General features: G+C 39.0%; 16 protein-coding genes. 3 read left to right on the top strand and 13 right to left on the bottom strand.

Going from position 1 to position 17,370, the window contains the following annotated elements:
* Positions 1–74: 74 nt before the first annotated feature.
* The 6 genes from E4T88_RS07390 to tig form a co-directional block, all read right to left on the bottom strand.
* The gene (locus tag E4T88_RS07390) at positions 75–1,670 is read right to left on the bottom strand and encodes a S41 family peptidase (protein ID WP_135104823.1); all 1,596 of its coding nucleotides are present in this window, start codon (positions 1,668–1,670) and stop codon (positions 75–77) included.
* Between the two features lie 66 nt (positions 1,671–1,736).
* Complete coding sequence (gene coaD, locus E4T88_RS07385) at positions 1,737–2,195, bottom strand: pantetheine-phosphate adenylyltransferase (protein WP_135104822.1); 459 nt, start codon at positions 2,193–2,195, stop codon at positions 1,737–1,739.
* Between the two features lie 3 nt (positions 2,196–2,198).
* Entirely contained in the window at positions 2,199–4,394 is a 2,196-nt protein-coding gene (gene recQ, locus E4T88_RS07380; protein WP_135104821.1) for a DNA helicase RecQ, read from the bottom strand.
* Positions 4,395–4,483: 89 nt separating this feature from the next.
* The gene (gene clpX, locus E4T88_RS07375) at positions 4,484–5,719 is read right to left on the bottom strand and encodes an ATP-dependent Clp protease ATP-binding subunit ClpX (protein WP_135104820.1); all 1,236 of its coding nucleotides are present in this window, start codon (positions 5,717–5,719) and stop codon (positions 4,484–4,486) included.
* Between the two features lie 36 nt (positions 5,720–5,755).
* Positions 5,756–6,427: an ATP-dependent Clp endopeptidase proteolytic subunit ClpP gene (gene clpP, locus E4T88_RS07370; protein ID WP_006843285.1), complete on the bottom strand. Its 672-nt coding sequence runs from the start codon at positions 6,425–6,427 to the stop codon at positions 5,756–5,758.
* A 243-nt stretch (positions 6,428–6,670) separates the two neighbouring features.
* Positions 6,671–8,059: a trigger factor gene (gene tig / locus E4T88_RS07365; protein WP_135104819.1), complete on the bottom strand. Its 1,389-nt coding sequence runs from the start codon at positions 8,057–8,059 to the stop codon at positions 6,671–6,673.
* A 611-nt stretch (positions 8,060–8,670) separates the two neighbouring features.
* Between tig and E4T88_RS07360 the strand changes: the two genes are divergently transcribed.
* Both E4T88_RS07360 and E4T88_RS07355 read left to right on the top strand, forming a co-directional pair.
* Positions 8,671–9,366 carry a Crp/Fnr family transcriptional regulator gene (locus E4T88_RS07360; protein ID WP_135105280.1) on the top strand — a complete coding sequence of 232 codons (696 nt, stop codon included), beginning with the start codon at positions 8,671–8,673 and terminating at the stop codon, positions 9,364–9,366.
* The gene (locus E4T88_RS07355) at positions 9,363–10,877 is read left to right on the top strand and encodes a GH3 auxin-responsive promoter family protein (protein WP_135104818.1); all 1,515 of its coding nucleotides are present in this window, start codon (positions 9,363–9,365) and stop codon (positions 10,875–10,877) included. Before E4T88_RS07360 ends, E4T88_RS07355 begins: the two co-directional genes overlap by 4 nt.
* A gap of 126 nt (positions 10,878–11,003) precedes the next feature.
* Here E4T88_RS07355 and pgl read toward each other — a convergent pair whose 3' ends face one another.
* The 6 genes from pgl to rpsF form a co-directional block, all read right to left on the bottom strand.
* A complete protein-coding gene (gene pgl, locus E4T88_RS07350; RefSeq protein WP_135104817.1) occupies positions 11,004–11,729 on the bottom strand; it encodes a 6-phosphogluconolactonase in 726 nt (241 codons plus the stop codon).
* The gene (gene zwf, locus E4T88_RS07345) at positions 11,726–13,261 is read right to left on the bottom strand and encodes a glucose-6-phosphate dehydrogenase (protein ID WP_228093797.1); all 1,536 of its coding nucleotides are present in this window, start codon (positions 13,259–13,261) and stop codon (positions 11,726–11,728) included. Before zwf ends, pgl begins: the two co-directional genes overlap by 4 nt.
* Positions 13,262–13,350: 89 nt before the next feature.
* Complete coding sequence (gnd, locus tag E4T88_RS07340; RefSeq protein WP_135104815.1) at positions 13,351–14,247, bottom strand: phosphogluconate dehydrogenase (NAD(+)-dependent, decarboxylating); 897 nt, start codon at positions 14,245–14,247, stop codon at positions 13,351–13,353.
* A 401-nt stretch (positions 14,248–14,648) separates the two neighbouring features.
* Positions 14,649–15,092 carry a 50S ribosomal protein L9 gene (rplI, locus tag E4T88_RS07335; RefSeq protein WP_135104814.1) on the bottom strand — a complete coding sequence of 148 codons (444 nt, stop codon included), beginning with the start codon at positions 15,090–15,092 and terminating at the stop codon, positions 14,649–14,651.
* 17 nt (positions 15,093–15,109) lie between these two features.
* A complete protein-coding gene (gene rpsR, locus E4T88_RS07330) occupies positions 15,110–15,376 on the bottom strand; it encodes a 30S ribosomal protein S18 (protein WP_006798740.1) in 267 nt (88 codons plus the stop codon).
* A 3-nt stretch (positions 15,377–15,379) separates the two neighbouring features.
* Positions 15,380–15,736: a 30S ribosomal protein S6 gene (gene rpsF, locus E4T88_RS07325; RefSeq protein ID WP_006843294.1), complete on the bottom strand. Its 357-nt coding sequence runs from the start codon at positions 15,734–15,736 to the stop codon at positions 15,380–15,382.
* Between the two features lie 154 nt (positions 15,737–15,890).
* Here rpsF and E4T88_RS07320 point away from each other — a divergent pair, with 154 nt between their 5' ends.
* Complete coding sequence (locus E4T88_RS07320; RefSeq protein WP_135104813.1) at positions 15,891–16,364, top strand: MarR family winged helix-turn-helix transcriptional regulator; 474 nt, start codon at positions 15,891–15,893, stop codon at positions 16,362–16,364.
* Between the two features lies 1 nt (position 16,365).
* Here E4T88_RS07320 and E4T88_RS07315 read toward each other — a convergent pair whose 3' ends face one another.
* Complete coding sequence (locus tag E4T88_RS07315) at positions 16,366–17,313, bottom strand: endonuclease/exonuclease/phosphatase family protein (protein WP_135104812.1); 948 nt, start codon at positions 17,311–17,313, stop codon at positions 16,366–16,368.
* Between the last annotated feature and the right edge of the window lie 57 nt (positions 17,314–17,370).

Here is a 17,370-nt window from a genome sequence, read left to right as displayed (position 1 = left end):
GCTGTATATATTCTTTTATTCCTATTAATCAAAAGAGCTGCATTTTGAATACAGCTCTTTTTTTATTTTATTTCTTATTTACCTTTGAGCAATCCGTTATACATTTTCTCATTCCGTATAATCTCGTATGCTTTCTTAAAGGTTTCGCTATCTTCGTTGAATACCCTCACCATCGTCTCCGTATCATATACATCACGTGCTATATATGCTTTTATCTGACGCTTGAGTGTTTCTTTCGACTTCTCATATCCATCCTCATCGAAGTCCACTTTTTCATCTTTTCCTGCTGCTATAAGCTTATTCATAATCTCGTCCGAAACTTGATATTGCTTGTAGAAATCAGTAGCTGTAGGATATTTTTGTAAAATCTCAGTCCTGTGATTATCCACTTCATTATAAGCTATGCGCAGCGTTATGCCTTTATTCCAAATTTTTCGGTAATATTCAGATGCAAAAGTTGTATCGGCAGGCACGAAATAGTCGGGCATGATACCTCCTCCGCCATATACCGTACGATGATTCAGCAAAGTTGTATATTTCAATGAGTCAGGGAAATGTATACTATCAGCATGCATCATCTCGCCTTTATTATAGCGTTCTATTACATCCAGATTGTATGACATAATATCTCCCTTTGTATACGGTTTTTGTATAGAGCGTCCAGTAGGAGTATAATAACGGGCAACAGTGAGCCTTATCATCGATTCGTCAGGAAGCGGTATTTGTCGTTGAACAAGCCCTTTCCCGAAACTGCGACGACCGACAATCACACCTCTATCCCAATCCTGTACGGCTCCCGACAAGATTTCACTAGCCGAAGCAGAACCTTCATTGATAAGTACGACAAGACGTCCTTTCTCGAATGCGCCTTTAGCTGTGGAAACTTCATCTCTTCTCGGCTGGCGTAAGCCTTCGGTATATACAACCAACTTGCCTGCATCCAGAAAATCATCAGCTATTTCAGTAGCCGGAGCCATGTATCCGCCGCCATTATATTCCAGGTCGAGAATAAGATTCTCCATACCCTTTTCTTTAAGCTTCTGAAGCGCTTTTCTGAATTCTTCGGTAGTGGTTGCTCCAAATCTTATAATACGTATATATCCGGTCGTTTTATCCACCATGTAAGTGGCATCGATACTATAGATCGGAATTTTGTCGCGAATAATCTTAAAGCTTAGTAAATCAGCTATTCCCTTGCGTTGTACTTTTAGGTTTACAGATGTTCCTTTCGGCCCTTTAAGACGAGACATAACGTCCTTGGTAGACATTTTAACTCCGGCGATAAGCGTATCATCTACATACAATATCTTATCTCCTGCCCTAAGACCTACCTTCTCGGATGGTCCTCCGGGAAGCGCTTCGATAACATACAGTGTATCTGTAAGCATATTGAAAGAGATGCCTATACCATCGAAATTACCTTCCAGCGGCTCGTTCATATCTTTTACCTCATCGGCACTGATATATGTAGAGTGAGGATCTAGTTTTTCTAACAAAGCTTTCACTGCATCTTCGGCCAATTTGCCGTCGTCTACCTTATCTACATACATATTCTCAATAACAGCAATTGTTGTAGCTACTTTCTTAGATCCTTCGCTCATCTTAAACTGAGCAGAGGCGGCCAAAACAATGACAAAAAAACCGAGAACCGACATTAGAACTCTTTTCATACTAGAATTACATTTTGGATAATCGCGGTTAACGCTGATTAAATCTGATTTTTAACTAATCACTATTCAGTCCAGACTCATACCTTTGGGTATAAACTGACTGACATCGTGTCCGAATCGCAACAGTTCGCGTACAATAGTAGAACTGATATGTGTTAGTTCCGGTTCTGTAAAGAGTACGATTGTTTCTATTCCCGATATATTCCTGTTCATATCGGCAATCGTTTTTTCGTATTCAAAATCATTTACAGAACGGATTCCACGTATTATGAAATTTGATCCTGTTTCTTTGGCATAGTCTACAGTAAGGCTATCATAAGTACCTACCACTATGCGATTGTCGTCTGTATACAAAGAACGGATCATATCGATGCGCTTGTCGAGCGAAAAGTAAGTTTTCTTGGTATCATTCACTCCAATAGCAATAACGATCTCATCTACCAATTCGAGAGATCGTTTCACTAATGAGTAATGTCCTATTGTAAAGGGATCGAATGTCCCCGGAAAAATTGCTTTTCTCTTCATTCTTTAGTTAGCCATATCGGAGATAAACTTGATCCTGACAAGGCGTATTTCATCTTCAGAATACTCGCCAAGTTCATTGATCGCAGCTTCTAAATCTTCCGATTCTGCTTCTTGAAAATATTCAAATATATCGTCGAGATGGTCTTCATCTATAACCTCTCTGAGGAAATAATCTATATTTATTTTTGTTCCTGAGAATACGATAGCTTCTACTTCGCTCAGCAATTCAGCAAAATCAATCCCTTTCGATTCGGCCAAGTCGTCTAATGCTACTTTGCGGTCGATAGCCTGTACGATGGCTACTTTTAGTTTCGATTTGTTTGCTACTGTTTTTACACGTAAATCTTCAGGTCGTTCTATTTCATTTTCTTCAACGTGCTTCTTTATTATTTCAAGAAACTCTGTCCCGTATCTCTTTGCTTTACCTGCTCCTACCCCCGGAATATTTTGCAATTCCTCCATTGTTATCGGGTAGATTGTAGCCATAGCCTCCAGAGAGGGGTCTTGAAATATCACGTATGGGGGAACATTGTTGTGTTTTGCCATCTTTTTGCGAAGATCTTTCATGATAGAAAACAAAACCGGATCTACTGCCGATCCGCCACCGCCGCCTTTCACCACTACATCATCTATGTTCTCATCATCAGACAAGTCTTCTTCGTCTGCTGTGGTAATCTTGAACGATGCCGGTTTTTTCAAGAAATCTTTTCCTTTTTTGGTTACTCTCAGTAAGCCGTAATTTTCGATATCCTTATCGAAATACCCGGCTATTAATGCCTGACGTATAACGGCGTTCCATGTTTCATCATCGGTATCATCACCTGATCCAAATACATCTAAATCCTGATGCCCGTACGTTTCTATCTCTGAGGTTTCTTTACCTCTCAAGATATTGATAACGTAATCAGTTTTAAACTTTTCTTTTAATGCAATTACAGCTTCAATAGCCGTCAATAATAAATCTTTAGCTTCCACTTGTTTTTTAGGATTTACACAATTGTCACAGTTCCCACAATTTTTCTCTTTATATTCTTCTCCAAAGTAATGAAGAAGTACTTTCTTCCGGCATAATGCAGTTTCGGCGTATGCTGCGGTCTCAAGGAGTAGCTGTTTTCCTATTTCCTGTTCAGCAACGGGCTTACCCTGCATAAATTTCTCCAGTTTCTGTAAGTCTTTGAATGAATAAAACGCTATACATTTTCCTTCACCGCCATCGCGTCCGGCCCTACCTGTTTCCTGATAGTATCCTTCAAGGCTCTTTGGCATATCGTAGTGAATCACATATCTCACATCGGGCTTATCGATCCCCATACCAAATGCAATGGTAGCAACAATTACATTCACTTTTTCCATCAGAAAAGCATCCTGATTGGCAGAGCGTGTACTTGGGTCTAGTCCAGCATGGTACGGCAGTGCATTGATATTATTTGTTTGTAATATTTCGGCAAACTCTTCCACCTTCTTTCTACTCAAACAATATATAATTCCAGACTTTGTGCCTTGCGATTTAATGTATTTTATTATATCCTTATCTACTTTATCCGTTTTTGAACGAACTTCGTAATATAGATTTTCCCTGTTGAATGATGATTTAAACACATCTGCTTCCACCATTCCAAGGTTCTTCTGTATATCCATTTGCACTTTTGGCGTTGCCGTAGCAGTAAGTGCAATGATAGGATGCTTGCCTATTTCGTTTACAATGGGACGTATACGTCTGTATTCAGGACGGAAGTCGTGCCCCCACTCCGAAATACAATGTGCCTCATCGATAGCATAAAACGATATTTTTATCTGACGCAGAAAGTCTATATTCTCTTCTTTTGTAAGAGATTCGGGTGCTACATATAATAGTTTTGTCTTTCCCGAAAGTATATCACCTTTTACTTGTTCTATCGCAGCTTTGTTTAGTGACGAATTCATGAAGTGCGCTACGCCGTCCTCTTCACTAAAATTTCGCATGGCATCCACCTGATTTTTCATCAGGGCTATCAGGGGAGAAATAATTACTGCTGTTCCCTCCATCAAGAGTGCCGGTAGCTGATAGCAGAGGGACTTTCCGCCGCCCGTAGGCATCAACACAAAGGTATCTCTTCCATCCAGCAAGTTTTGTATTATTGCCTTCTGGTTACCTTTAAAATTGTCAAAGCCAAAATGCTTTTTCAATGAACACGTCAATATATCCTCTATATCCGGCATATAAATAGGCTATTAATTATTACGAAGATAAACCCCTAAATTTAATTCTCCAATATAAAATAGGCTATTTTTTGTAAAAAAAACAAACTTTATAATGAATTTCTTAGTTTTACGACTTGTGAGTTCTCCAATTGCTCTACAGCGTACTCTTTAGTAACATGCAGTTGAGCCTGCTTTGTGGAAGGGATATTAAACATAGCATCCATCATAATGGTTTCGACTATGGATCTCAATCCTCTTGCTCCCAATTTATATTCCACTGCCTTATCTACAATGTATTCATATACATCATCTTCGAAGGTAAGATCAACGCCATCCATTTTGAACAATTTGACATACTGCTTAATGATAGAGTTTTTCGGCTCGGTAAGTATTCGGCGAAGAGCACTCCTATCCAGAGCGTCAAGATATGTCAAAATAGGCAGACGTCCTATAATCTCAGGGATCAATCCGAAAGACTTCAAATCCTGAGGTGCTACATATTGCAACAGATTGTTACGGTCTACCTGCGCGTTGCTTTTAGACGAAGCATAACCCACAACCATTGTATTCAATCGTTGCGCTATCTTCCTTTCGATACCGTCGAAAGCTCCACCACAAACAAACAATATGTTTTTGGTATCTACGGCAATCATCTTCTGGTCAGGATGCTTACGTCCTCCTTGAGGCGGAACGTTTACAATCGAACCTTCCAGCAATTTAAGTAAGCCCTGTTGCACACCCTCACCGCTAACATCACGGGTGATTGATGGATTGTCGCTCTTACGGGCTATTTTGTCAATTTCATCGATAAAAACAATCCCTCTTTCTGCTGCTGCCACATCATAGTCTGAGGCTTGCAACAGTCGGGTAAGAATGCTTTCTATATCTTCGCCTACGTATCCGGCTTCGGTAAGCACGGTTGCGTCTACGATTGCGAAAGGGACATGCAGTAGTTTGGCGATGGTACGTGCCAACAATGTTTTTCCTGTACCTGTAGGGCCAACCATAATGATATTCGACTTTTCTATTTCTATATCATCTTCTTTCCCTTGTAGTATACGTTTGTAATGGTTATACACAGCCACAGACAGATAGCGCTTGGCATTCTCCTGACCGATAATATACCCGTCAAGATATTCTTTTATCGTCTTTGGGTCGGGCAATTGTGTTTTATCAATACCCAAAGATGTTTTCTTTGCCTCTACACTTTCTTTTACAATCTGATATGCTTGTTCAGCACAGCTATCACAGATGTCAGCCGACATACCGGAGATAAGCATATTTACATCCTTATCGCTTCTGCCACAGAAACTGCAATAGCCGTTAGTATCTTTTTTTGCCATTTATCCTTTTGTGAGTAAATGAATCTGATTTTTGAATTATTGTTTATTTTTCATCAAAACATCATCTACCATTCCATAGTCTTTAGCCTCAGCCGAAGTCATCCAGTAGTCACGGTCCGAATCTAGTGCCACTTTGTCAAATGGTTGTCCCGAGTGGTCTGAAATAATAGTATAAAGTTCTTTTTTCACCTTACCAATCTCACGAGCGGTGATCTCGATATCTGAAGCTTGTCCCTGAGCACCACCCAACGGCTGGTGAATCATAACGCGTGAATGCTTCAACGCAAATCGTTTTCCTTTCTCTCCGGCAACAAGCAATACGGCTGCCATAGATGCTGCAATACCTGTACAGATTGTAGACACATCGCTGTTGATAAACTGCATAGTGTCATAAACTCCATATCCTGCATACACCGATCCTCCGGGAGAATTTATATAAATAGATATATCTTTGCCCGAATCGGCAGAATCAAGATATAGCAATTGAGCCTGTATCACATTGGCTGTATAGTCGTCGATCTGAGTTCCCAAAAAGATAATACGATCCATCATCAAACGAGAGAATACATCCATCTGAGCAACATTCAACTGACGTTCTTCGATAATAGTAGGTGATATATAACTGCTTGTTATATCGATATATTTATCAAGAGCTAGCCCATTCAAGCCTAGATGCTTCGTTGCATACTTTCTAAATTCATTGTTCATAACATTTTCTTTTTTTATTAAATAATGTTTTACCATTATTACTATAAACAATTATCATGCCACTCGTACAGGCATAAAAAAGAGGCTAATAGCACAGCCTCATTTCTTATAAACAAAGTTATAAATAAAAAATTGAAAAGCTGGAATAATAATGTATGTATTTTCCTTATTTATAATGTTAAAGACAAACGGACAGAAAGAAAACACTATCCCTCCTGTCCGTTATTTTTATCTTTTTTTCATTTACGCTTCAGTTTCTGCTTCAGCGGCTTCTTCTTTCTCAAAGAACTTGCGGAACTCGTCAAGCGAGATTACTGTTTCTTCGAGTCCTAGTTTTGATTTCAATACGTCGATGATCTTATTTTCCATTGCGCGATCGAGCAGATTGCGTGCATTGTCTTTGTTTTTCAACATATCATTTGCATAATTCTCAACCATTTCGTCAGGAAGATTCATCATTCCATATTGAGCAAACTGAGCTCTTGCCGCTTGCATAGCAATGATTTTCATATCTTCGTTTTCGATCTTGATATCGTTATCTTTTGCTATTTGCTCTTTTATCAGGTGGAATTTAAGATCTGCTATGATTTTCGGATAATCTGCGTCTACAGATTCAGCAGTTCTTTCTTCGCCCGAAGCAATAAGCCATCTTTTAAGGAATGCATCAGGGAATTGCAAATCTCCTGTTTTCTTTTCAAGAAGCTCTTTCGCATCCAACAGGAATTTGTAGTCACTATCCGGTGCAAACTGCTCTGCGATAGTTTCTTTTACTTTTGCTTTGAAGTCAGCTTCGGTAGTCACATTGCCTGCACCAAAAACCTTATCAAATAGGTCTTGATCAAGTTCTGCTTCCTGATAACGAGTGATCTCGGTGATAGCAAACTGAAACTCAGCAGCTATTGTTTCTACCGCATCCTTTTCGATATGAAGCATAGATGCTATTTCTGTTTCGTTACCATTGTAAGCTTTACCCGGATTGAATACAATCACATCTCCGGCTTTTGCACCTACAAATTTAGCTTGCTCTGCTTCGTCTTTCATATACGAAGGCATTACAATGCCTGCTTCTACAAAGATGCCACCTTCTTTTACCTTACCATCTCCCAATTCAGAGATTGTACCTCTGATAAGGTCTGTTTCTTTTGCACCTTCTTCTATTTTTTCATATTTGCCATAGTTAGCTTTGTACGAAGCGATTTGTTTATCAACAAGCTCTTCGTCTACCTCAATAGCATAATATTTTACTTTATCTTTCTTTGTCAGTGATAATTTTATTTCCGGAGCAAGAGCCACGTCGAAATAAAATTCATAGTCACCTTCGAGTGAGAAATCTATTGGTTGTTGCTTCTCTTCGTTCGGAAGAGGCTCGCCCAATACATTTAGTTTGTTGTCTTGTATATATTTATATAGATTTTCGCCAACAAGCTTGTTTACTTCTTCTGCCAAAATCGATTTACCATACATTTTTTTCACCATACCCATAGGTACAGTTCCCGGACGGAATCCCGGTATGTTAGCTTTTTTTCGGAATGTCTTAAGTGCGTTATCAAGCTTTTCTTGATAATCCTCTTTCGTTACATTTATTTGTAATATAGCGTTTACACTATCTACATTTGTTAGAGATACATTCATCTTAACGAGTTTATTTAGTTATTGTTACAAATTTCAATCGAAATACAAATGGAGTAAAAACACCACTCTATTTTTTGGTGGTGCAAAAATAGTCTTATTATTGTAATATTCAAAGTGAAATATAAAAACTTTATTTGTTTAACATACTAAAACATTAGATAGTTTATTAACAAACTAACTTTTACACAATTCATACTTTCTGAATTATTTAGGTATATCAGTGCAAAAAACTTAACAAAACAAGAGAGAGCTTAGCTGTAAATTATAAAATTGGAGATGTTATTTTTTTAATATCAGATTATCTAATCTTAGAAATATTTGCCATCATCAACCGAAAGCGAAAAGTAACAGTTAAAAAGATTAGAAACCTGTTACTTTTGTTACTTTTTACAGACGAAACATTTTCGCAAGTATAAATCCAAGCAAAAGAAAAATATCAAGCCACCTACTCTACACATTACGTGATATTTGAGTATACAAAAGACCTTTCAAGTACAAAAAAATTATATAAAAAAGAGGGGCATGCGTTAAAAAGATGTTTTGCAACATGTTTTATAATATTTTTTGATTAACTTTGCTTATAACATATTTTACATTATCAGTTTTGAATGATGACAGATAGTAATGCTGTTAGCTTGTCGGAAAGTATTCCTGAAATATGGAATCTGTTGAATGACAAAGAACAAACTATAATTGCCGCTAATGCGAGAATTATGGACTTCAAGAAAAATGAAGTGATATACAGGGAAGAAGAAATTCCAATGGAATTGATGTGCCTGTGTAGAGGGAAAGTAAAAATATACAAAGACGGTGTTGGCGGACGTAGCCAGATTATCAGAATGATAAGACCTACTCAGTATTTTGGATACCGCGCCTTTTTTGCCAACCAACCTTATGTCACGGCTGCTTCGGCTTTCGAACCCTCGACCATCTGTTTCATACCAATGAAACTTATCAACGAGATAGTCGCTTCAAATTCTAAATTAGGCAGTTTCTTTATAAAAGAATTGGCTATAGACCTTGGAATAGCAGACGAGCGGGTTGTAAACCTTACTCAGAAGCATATCCGTGGACGCTTGGCCGAATCGTTGATATTCCTTATCGAGAATTACGGACTTGAAGAAGACGGTGCTACAATAAGCATCTACCTTTCAAGGGAAGACTTGGCTAACTTATCAAATATGACTACATCGAATGCCATCCGCACTCTGTCAACGTTTGTTGACGAACATATCATTACACTGGATGGTCGCAAAATAAAAATTATAGACGAAGAAAAGCTCCGAAAAATAAGTAAAATCGGATGATTACCCGAATCGCTCACAAGTATCTGGATTACCGATACAAAGAGATTGATAGCTTTATCAACAAACCTATCGAAACGCAAGAGAAGATATTGGAATATCTGCTCCGCAACGGTGAGCAAACATTCTTTGGGCAGCAGTTCAATTTTTCGGCTATAAAAAACAAAGACGATTTCAGAAAACAGGTTCCAATCTTCCACTACGAAGATTTGCGCCCCTATCTGGATCGGATCATTGTAAATAAAGAACAAAATGTACTTTGGAACAAGCCTGTACATTGGTTTGCCATGTCGTCGGGCACTACCGAGGACAAGAGTAAATATATACCCGTAACTCACGAATCGCTCACCAAAGGGCATTACAAGTGCGGAGAGCAAATGCTTGCTATCTATGCACAAGCCAATAAGGATGCTAAATTCTTTTTTGGCAAAACACTAGTATTAGGCGGCAGCAAGCAAATAAACAACATAGGTGACGGCATCTTCACAGGAGATATCTCTGCTATCCTTATAAAGAATTTATATTTCTGGGCAAAGTTTAGCCGTACACCTGAAAGCATCTCCTTATTACCCGATTGGGAGACGAAGTTGCAGGCACTGACCGATTATGCTATAAAGAACGATGTGAGGGCTTTTATGGGCGTACCTTCATGGCTACTCGTCTTATTGAAAAAGATAAAAACGGATACCGGGCGCGACCTCACTGATATATGGCCTAATCTGGAAGTTTTCTTTCATGGCGGAGTGAGCTTTACTCCATTCGAAGAGCAATACAAGAAACTGATACAAAAGCCCGATATGTACTATTGGGAAACGTATAATGCATCTGAAGGTTTCTTTGGGGTACAGTTCTCCGATAATTCTAAAGAAATGCTGTTAATGTTGGATAGCGGCATTTACTACGAATTTGTCCCGATGAGTGAATGGGACAAAGAAAATCCCAAAACATTAACAATGGATGAAGTAGAAACCGGACAGAATTACGCTATAATTATTTCAACAAACGGAGGGCTTTGGAGATATATGATAGGCGATACAATAGAGTTTTCGTCCACTAGTCCTTATCTGTTCCATATAACAGGACGCACCAAGAACTTCATCAATGCTTTCGGCGAAGAACTGATAATAGACAATGCCGAAAAAGCTCTGGCAGAAGCATGCAAGATTACAGGCGCACAAATAAGCGAATATACAGCCGCCCCCGTTTACTTCGGGGATAACAACAACGGAGCACATGAATGGCTGATAGAATTTACCGTAGATCCCAATAGCCTCGAAGATTTCACCCATTTATTAGACAGCGAACTAAAAAAGGTAAACTCCGACTACGAAGCTAAACGTTCGTACAACCTATCGCTGAATATGCCAATTGTAAGAAGCCTCCCAAAAGGTACTTTTAACGAATGGCTAAAATATATTGGCAAACTTGGAGGTCAGAACAAAATTCCGCGATTGTCGAACAACAGGGATTATCTGGAAAAAGTAATCGCATTTTGCGACACAATGAATTCATAGCCGGATATAAATCAAAAGAAGAAATATAAGACTATCCAATAGGCCATCTCACCTATCTTTAACATATAAAAAAGAAGCTACCTCTATGTGAGATAACTTCTTACTATCTATATTTTGATGCTTCGTTTATAACAAACTTGCTGCTTCCTCATCTAAGAACCAATAGAGATACCCTTTCTTCGGATTTACTTTAGCAGCCGGATATTTATCCAAAAACTGCTCTCTGTTTTTAATGACATCCCTTACCTTCTCAGCTTTGTTCTTTCCTGTAGCAAGAAAAACTACATACTGTGCATTATTCACTACCTGACCGCTAAGGCTTACACGTTTCATTTTGCTTTCAGGATGCTCACCTATCACACAGAAGTCTTTACTATCCCACAATGATATCTGATCAGGGAAAATAGAGACAGTATGTCCATCGTCACCCAAACCAAGCATTACAATTTCGAAGCAAGGAGCATTACGGCGCTGCATAACTTTTGTTTCCAAAATTTTGCTATACCATTCAGCCTCTTCTTCTGGTTCATTCTCGCCATGAATACGGAAAATGTTATTATTCGGAATTTTGGGAACTTTGTCAAACAAATGATCCTTTGTCATTCCGTAATTATTCATGACATTTTCGGGAGGAACACAGCGTTCGTCACCCCAAAAGAAAAACAGTCGCTGCCAGTCGATCGAATCTTTACAGTTTTCTGCCCAATAGTCAAAAATCACTTTTGGGGTAGTTCCACCAGACAATGCAAGGTTTACACGCGGATATACATCCATTAACTTTTGCAAAAATGCCGTAAAACCCTCACTCAGGGCTTTCGCATCCGAATAAATGTTAATCTCTTCTTTTATCATAATTCACAATATATTCCATCATCAGACAGGTTCTTACAAGGATATCTCCATGTGAGGTTTTTACCCTCAATCAGCTCATCGGCACAATTTGGTCCCCACGAGCCGGAAGGATAGCCATGCAAGGGTGCATCGGGGTTCTTCTCCCAGAAGTCGAGTAACGGTTGTACAAATTTCCATGTAGCCTCTAAAGCATCCCCACGGATATACAGCGTAGAATCGCCAACCATACAATCGAGCAAAAGACGTTCGTAAGCCTCAGGCAGATAAGTATCTTGTAGTTGTGAATAATGAAAGTCCATATTCACATTCTTAACCTGATAGCCACTTCCGGGTACTTTCATCTTTGTTTTCAACAAAAGACCTTCATCCGGCTGAATACGTATCACCAATTGGTTTTCGTCGTTACTCATATCTGCACTTTCGGGAAATAATTTCTGAGGTGCAGGTTTGAAGTGAATAACAACTTCAGAGACACGAGTCGGCAAACGTTTACCTGTGCGTATATAGAAAGGAACTCCGCCCCAGCGCCAGTTGTCGATAAAGAGCTTCATAGCCACATAGGTCTCGGTACGGGAATCGGCATCCACATCCTTTTCCTCGCGGTATCCCTTGGCATATTTTCCTTTAACGTTAGCTGCTGTGTACTGCCCACGAATAACATTCTTAAACAAGTCGTCGTTCGACATAGGGCGTAGAGCCTGAAAAACTTTCAATTTCTCGTTGCGAATCGAAACAGAGTCTATAGACATTGGGGGCTCCATAGCCACCAAAGCCAGCAACTGCAATAAGTGGTTTTGCACCATATCACGGAGTGCTCCCGAATGATCGTAATAGCCACCTCTATTTTCTACGCCGATGCTCTCGGCAGCAGTTATTTCCACATGGCTTATATAATTTCGGTTCCAAAGGGGTTCGTAAATACCATTCGCAAAACGTGTTACCAACATATTTTGCACAGTCTCTTTACCCAGATAATGGTCTATACGGTATATCTGGTCTTCATCATAACTTTCCTGAAGCGAAACATTCAGCTCCACAGCAGATTTAAGATCAATACCAAAAGGCTTTTCGATAATAATCCGTCTAAAATTACCATTCTCCTGATTCAACCCTTGCTCTGCCAAAAACTTAGGTATAAGCGGATAGAGCGAAGGTGGCGTTGACAAGTAAAATATATAATTCCCTGCTGTACCCTCTTCCTTATCGAGAGCTTCGAGCCGTACCTTCAACTTAGAATATTCGGTTCCGTCATCTGTATTGATTGACAGATAATGCAACTTCTGGCAAAACTGCTCTATTTCTTCATCCAAAGCATCTTTTGCCAATGCAAACTGCTTGATACCATCCTTCATCTTATCGCGGAAGGTATCGTCTGTAAACTGACTACGAGCCACACCAAGTACAGCAAAATTCTTCGGTAGTGAATTTTGTTTATGCAAGTCAAATATAGCCGGTATCAGCTTTCGGTATGTTAAATCACCAGAAGCTCCGAAAATAATCAGAGCTTGGTCTTGTATTGATTTTGATTTCATTAGCCCCTCCATTCTCCCCCTAAAGGGAAGTTTTTAAGTTAGCATTTCGTTATATTCTTTTCAATATTTCCTCGGAGATACTGCGGGGCTTAGTCTTTTTTGATTTCGTGACCACCAAACTGATTACGCATGGCAGCAAGAAGTTTCATTGCATACGAAGTTTCTTGTCGTGACTCGAAACGAGTGAAAAGCGAAGCTGTAATAACATGAGCAGGAACATCAAAGTCCATTGCTGTTTGTACTGTCCAGCGACCTTCACCACTATCGGCTACATAATCCTTGATTCCTTCAAGATTTTCGTTACCTTCTAATGCATTACCGATCAGCTCGAGCAACCATGAACGAACGACTGAACCTTCCATCCACACACGTGATACTTTTTCCAAGTCTACCCCGTATGGTGAGTTCTTCATTATCTCAAAGCCTTCGGCATAAGCCTGCATCATACCATATTCGATGCCATTATGCACCATTTTCACCATGTGGCCTGCACCACTTTCTCCACAACGCATATATCCGTTTTCGGGAGCTAAGCTTTTAAATATAGGCTCTGCAAAATCACAAGCCTCTTTGTCTCCGCCATACATTAGACAGTAGCCATTCTGCAATCCCCATACACCACCACTGGTACCACAGTCGAGGTAATGAACTCCTTTTTCTTTTATTTTCTTTCCTCTCTCTACAGTTTCTCTCCAGTAGCTGTTTCCTCCGTCTACGATTATATCATTCGGGCTAAGTAGCGTCAATAGTTCTGCAATGTTTTCATCCACAGGTTTTCCTGCCGGAACCATCAGCCACACAAGCTTGCGTCCTTCCAGTTTATTTACTAAATCCTTTATGCTTGTAGCCGGAATAGCACCCTTAGAGGCTGCCTCATCAACTTCTTTCTGAGTAAGGTTATAAACTACGACTTCATGTCCATGATTCAAAAGGCGTTCTACCATTTTGCCGCCCATCTTACCTAATCCAACGAATCCAATTTTCATCTTATTCTTATATTATCGTTTGTTATTTTATATAATTAAACAAGCAAATGCCTGAAAAGTTAATTTTCAAATCCTTGCTAAGTTACAATTTTTATAAATAACATCATAAACAACATGCTATTATAATATTCATAGATATGTATTAATACTATAAATCAATACTTTAAACTCAAATTATACAATATAGAATTCTTCTATATCACAGAAACCATAATATAGTACACCTATTAATATAATATTCTTAAATACAGTGATAATTTGATGTTACAAGAAATAATGTAGCAATGCAGGTCTAAAATAATGATAAAAACTATAAAACCTACTGCTAAAAAGCTTGTACAATAAAAACGAAAGAGGCGATTATTTTTAATAACCGCCTCCCTGCTATATAATTTCGATAATTATTCAGAAACTACTTCGAAAGGTATTTCTACAGAAACTTCTTTGTGAAGTTTAGCGATAGCTTTGTAGCTACCTACTTCTTTCACAGCTTCTTTGATAAGAATAATTTTTCTATCTACATTGTAGCCTAATTTTTCAAGAGCTTCTGCTATTTGAATATTAGTTACAGAACCGAAGATAGTACCTGTAGAACTTGTTTTTGCACCAATAGTAAGTGAAATTCCTTCCAACTTAGCAGCCAAATCCTGAGCATCTTGTTTGATTTTCTCAAGTTTGTGAGCGCGTTGTCTTAGGTTTTCAGCTAATACTTTCTTTGCAGACTCTGATGCTATCACAGCTTTACCTTGGGGAATAAGGTAGTTACGTCCATAACCGTCTTTTACAGTTACGACTTCATCTTTATATCCTAAGTTAAGGATGTCTTCTTTTAATATAACTTGCATTTCTTACTCCTCCTTATTTATTTCATTAAGTCTGTTACGTAAGGAAGCAAAGCCAAATGGCGAGCTCTCTTTACAGCTTGTGCAACACGACGTTGGAATTTCAATGATGTACCTGTAATACGACGAGGAAGAATTTTTCCTTGTTCGTTAAGGAATTTCTTTAAAAACTCAGGGTCTTTGTAGTCGATGTATTTAATACCATTCTTTTTGAAACGGCAATATTTCTTTTTCTTCACATCAACTGAAGGCGGAGTCAAATATCTGATTTCTGATTGTTGTGCCATAGCTTAATTCTCCTTTACTTCTTCTTTTTTAGATGATTTTAAACTTCTTCTCTTCAATGCATACTCGTGAGAGAACTTATCTTGACGGAAAGTCAAGAAACGGATCACACGCTCGTCGCGACGGAAGTTAATTTCAAGTTTAGCGATAACAGACGGATCAGCTTCGAACTCTAACATCGCATAAAAACCGGTTGATTTCTTCTGAATTGGATAAGCCAATTTGCGAAGTCCCCAGTTTTCTTCACTTACTATTTTGGCCCCTTCATTGACCAAAAGAGTCTTGAATTTTTCTACCGCTTCCTTCATCTGAACATCAGACAAAACGGGAGTTAAAATGAAAACGGTTTCGTAATTGTTCATAAATTAATTAATTATAAATTAAACATACATTTTTACAAATGAGGTGCAAAGATAGGCTTTTTTATCAAAACAACAAATGCTAAACTGTCAAAAATTGTTGTACTTACCAACTTCTTATCTTATTTTTGTGATGAAAATCAGAAAACGAACATGCATGAAGACCGAGGAAACATTGAACTTAGATCAGGATTTGGACCTGATATTTCCCATTATTAACGGTAAAGTATCGATGGCCATAAACAGGATGATGTACAGGAACTTCAAAAAAGAAGGACTGGATATCACTCCCGAACAATGGACTGTCCTTGCTTTTCTGTGGCGCGAAGACGGGGTTACACAACAGACGTTATGTAATTCAACATTCAAGGATAAGCCTAGTATGACACGCCTGCTAGATAATCTTACAAAACAAAATCTGGTGTATCGCAATGCTTCGGTTAGCGATCGTCGATCCAACCTTATCTATCTCACCGATTTAGGCAAGTCGATCAAGGAAAAAGCCGGAAAAGCTGTTTACACCACCATGGAAGCCGCACTCGACGGCATAGACGAGGAAGGGCTAAAACAGGTAAGAGTACTGCTTGCCGCGGTGTTCGGCAACGTAAGTCAAGCCTTGGACGACAAATAAATCAGGGACTGATAAGCAGATCCATATAAATAGGTAAATGATCACTATATCCACCAAGATATTTGAAGCCTGAGTAGGTCCTGAACGGTTTTTGTCCACCATACTTTTTATTGTCTGCCTCTAACAAGAATTCAGCCGAAAAAACGTGTACGGTTTTATCTTTTACAAATACCTTTCCTCCTTTTTCTAACAGGTTTCCATTGACAACTATTTGATCAATAAAACCCCATTTACCCTTATACTTGTAAGAGCCTGCTCCCTTTTTGTCAATCCTGTCGTAAAGAAGGTTATACAAACCTTTAGTTGAGATATCGGATTCGATCCTTTTTCCTCCGAGCACTTCGGACATACTTATATCATTCGGGTAGTCGTTAAAGTCTCCCATAATGATAACGTTAGCCCCTTTACGAAGGTGCAAGACACTGTCTACTTTATGTTTCAACAGTTGGGCGCACTTTATACGGTGCGGTCTGGTCTTGCGGATACCTTCACGACGTGATGGGAAGTGACAAACAAAAACATCTAACAATGTGCCATTAACTACCTTGCCCGTAACATGCAATATATCTCTTGTAGAGCGTACCGAGTCTCCCAAATCGGGCGTATATGATTTCCGGCTCAGTATCTTTATCTGATCACGTTGATAAAGAAGGGCAACATTTGAACCCCTCAAGTCTTTCGACCGAGTGATCACGTATTCATATTTATGTTTCTGTAATGCGGTTCGCTTTGTAAGATGATAAAGAACAGAGTCGTTCTCCACTTCGCACAACCCCACTATCGCCGGAGGATATCCCTCCCCTACCGAAGACACTGCTTTGCTTATGTTATGCAACTTCTGCCAATAGCGATAATTAGTCCAATGCAACTGTCCGCCGGGAGTGAATTCATCATCATTTGTAGCCGGATTATCTTTTGTGTCGTACAGGTTTTCAACGTTATAGAACATAACCCGAAACTTTTCCTGCGCCGTCAAAAAGAAGACGAAGGCACACAAAAGAACCAA

The sequence above is a fragment of the Dysgonomonas mossii genome, assembly GCF_004569505.1.
In the GTDB taxonomy this organism is placed as follows: domain Bacteria; phylum Bacteroidota; class Bacteroidia; order Bacteroidales; family Dysgonomonadaceae; genus Dysgonomonas.
Note: the sequence above shows the minus strand (reverse complement) of the source record. Positions and strands in the feature narration are given on the sequence as shown.

Excerpts from the sequence above, each read along its gene's own strand:
- E4T88_RS07390 (WP_135104823.1), bottom strand. The coding sequence starts at position 1,670 with ATGAAAAGAGTTCTAATGTCGGTTCTCGGTTTTTTTGTCATTGTTTTG.
- rpsF (WP_006843294.1), bottom strand. The coding sequence starts at position 15,736 with ATGAACAATTACGAAACCGTTTTCATTTTAACTCCCGTTTTGTCTGAT.
- E4T88_RS07315 (WP_135104812.1), bottom strand. The coding sequence starts at position 17,313 with ATGTTCTATAACGTTGAAAACCTGTACGACACAAAAGATAATCCGGCT.
- recQ (WP_135104821.1), bottom strand. The coding sequence starts at position 4,394 with ATGCCGGATATAGAGGATATATTGACGTGTTCATTGAAAAAGCATTTT.
- rplI (WP_135104814.1), bottom strand. The coding sequence starts at position 15,092 with ATGCAAGTTATATTAAAAGAAGACATCCTTAACTTAGGATATAAAGAT.
- clpP (WP_006843285.1), bottom strand. The coding sequence starts at position 6,427 with ATGAACAATGAATTTAGAAAGTATGCAACGAAGCATCTAGGCTTGAAT.
- clpX (WP_135104820.1), bottom strand. The coding sequence starts at position 5,719 with ATGGCAAAAAAAGATACTAACGGCTATTGCAGTTTCTGTGGCAGAAGC.
- E4T88_RS07320 (WP_135104813.1), top strand. The coding sequence starts at position 15,891 with ATGAAGACCGAGGAAACATTGAACTTAGATCAGGATTTGGACCTGATA.
- pgl (WP_135104817.1), bottom strand. The coding sequence starts at position 11,729 with ATGATAAAAGAAGAGATTAACATTTATTCGGATGCGAAAGCCCTGAGT.
- rpsR (WP_006798740.1), bottom strand. The coding sequence starts at position 15,376 with ATGGCACAACAATCAGAAATCAGATATTTGACTCCGCCTTCAGTTGAT.
- zwf (WP_228093797.1), bottom strand. The coding sequence starts at position 13,261 with ATGAAATCAAAATCAATACAAGACCAAGCTCTGATTATTTTCGGAGCT.
- coaD (WP_135104822.1), bottom strand. The coding sequence starts at position 2,195 with ATGAAGAGAAAAGCAATTTTTCCGGGGACATTCGATCCCTTTACAATA.
- E4T88_RS07360 (WP_135105280.1), top strand. The coding sequence starts at position 8,671 with ATGACAGATAGTAATGCTGTTAGCTTGTCGGAAAGTATTCCTGAAATA.
- gnd (WP_135104815.1), bottom strand. The coding sequence starts at position 14,247 with ATGAAAATTGGATTCGTTGGATTAGGTAAGATGGGCGGCAAAATGGTA.
- tig (WP_135104819.1), bottom strand. The coding sequence starts at position 8,059 with ATGAATGTATCTCTAACAAATGTAGATAGTGTAAACGCTATATTACAA.
- E4T88_RS07355 (WP_135104818.1), top strand. The coding sequence starts at position 9,363 with ATGATTACCCGAATCGCTCACAAGTATCTGGATTACCGATACAAAGAG.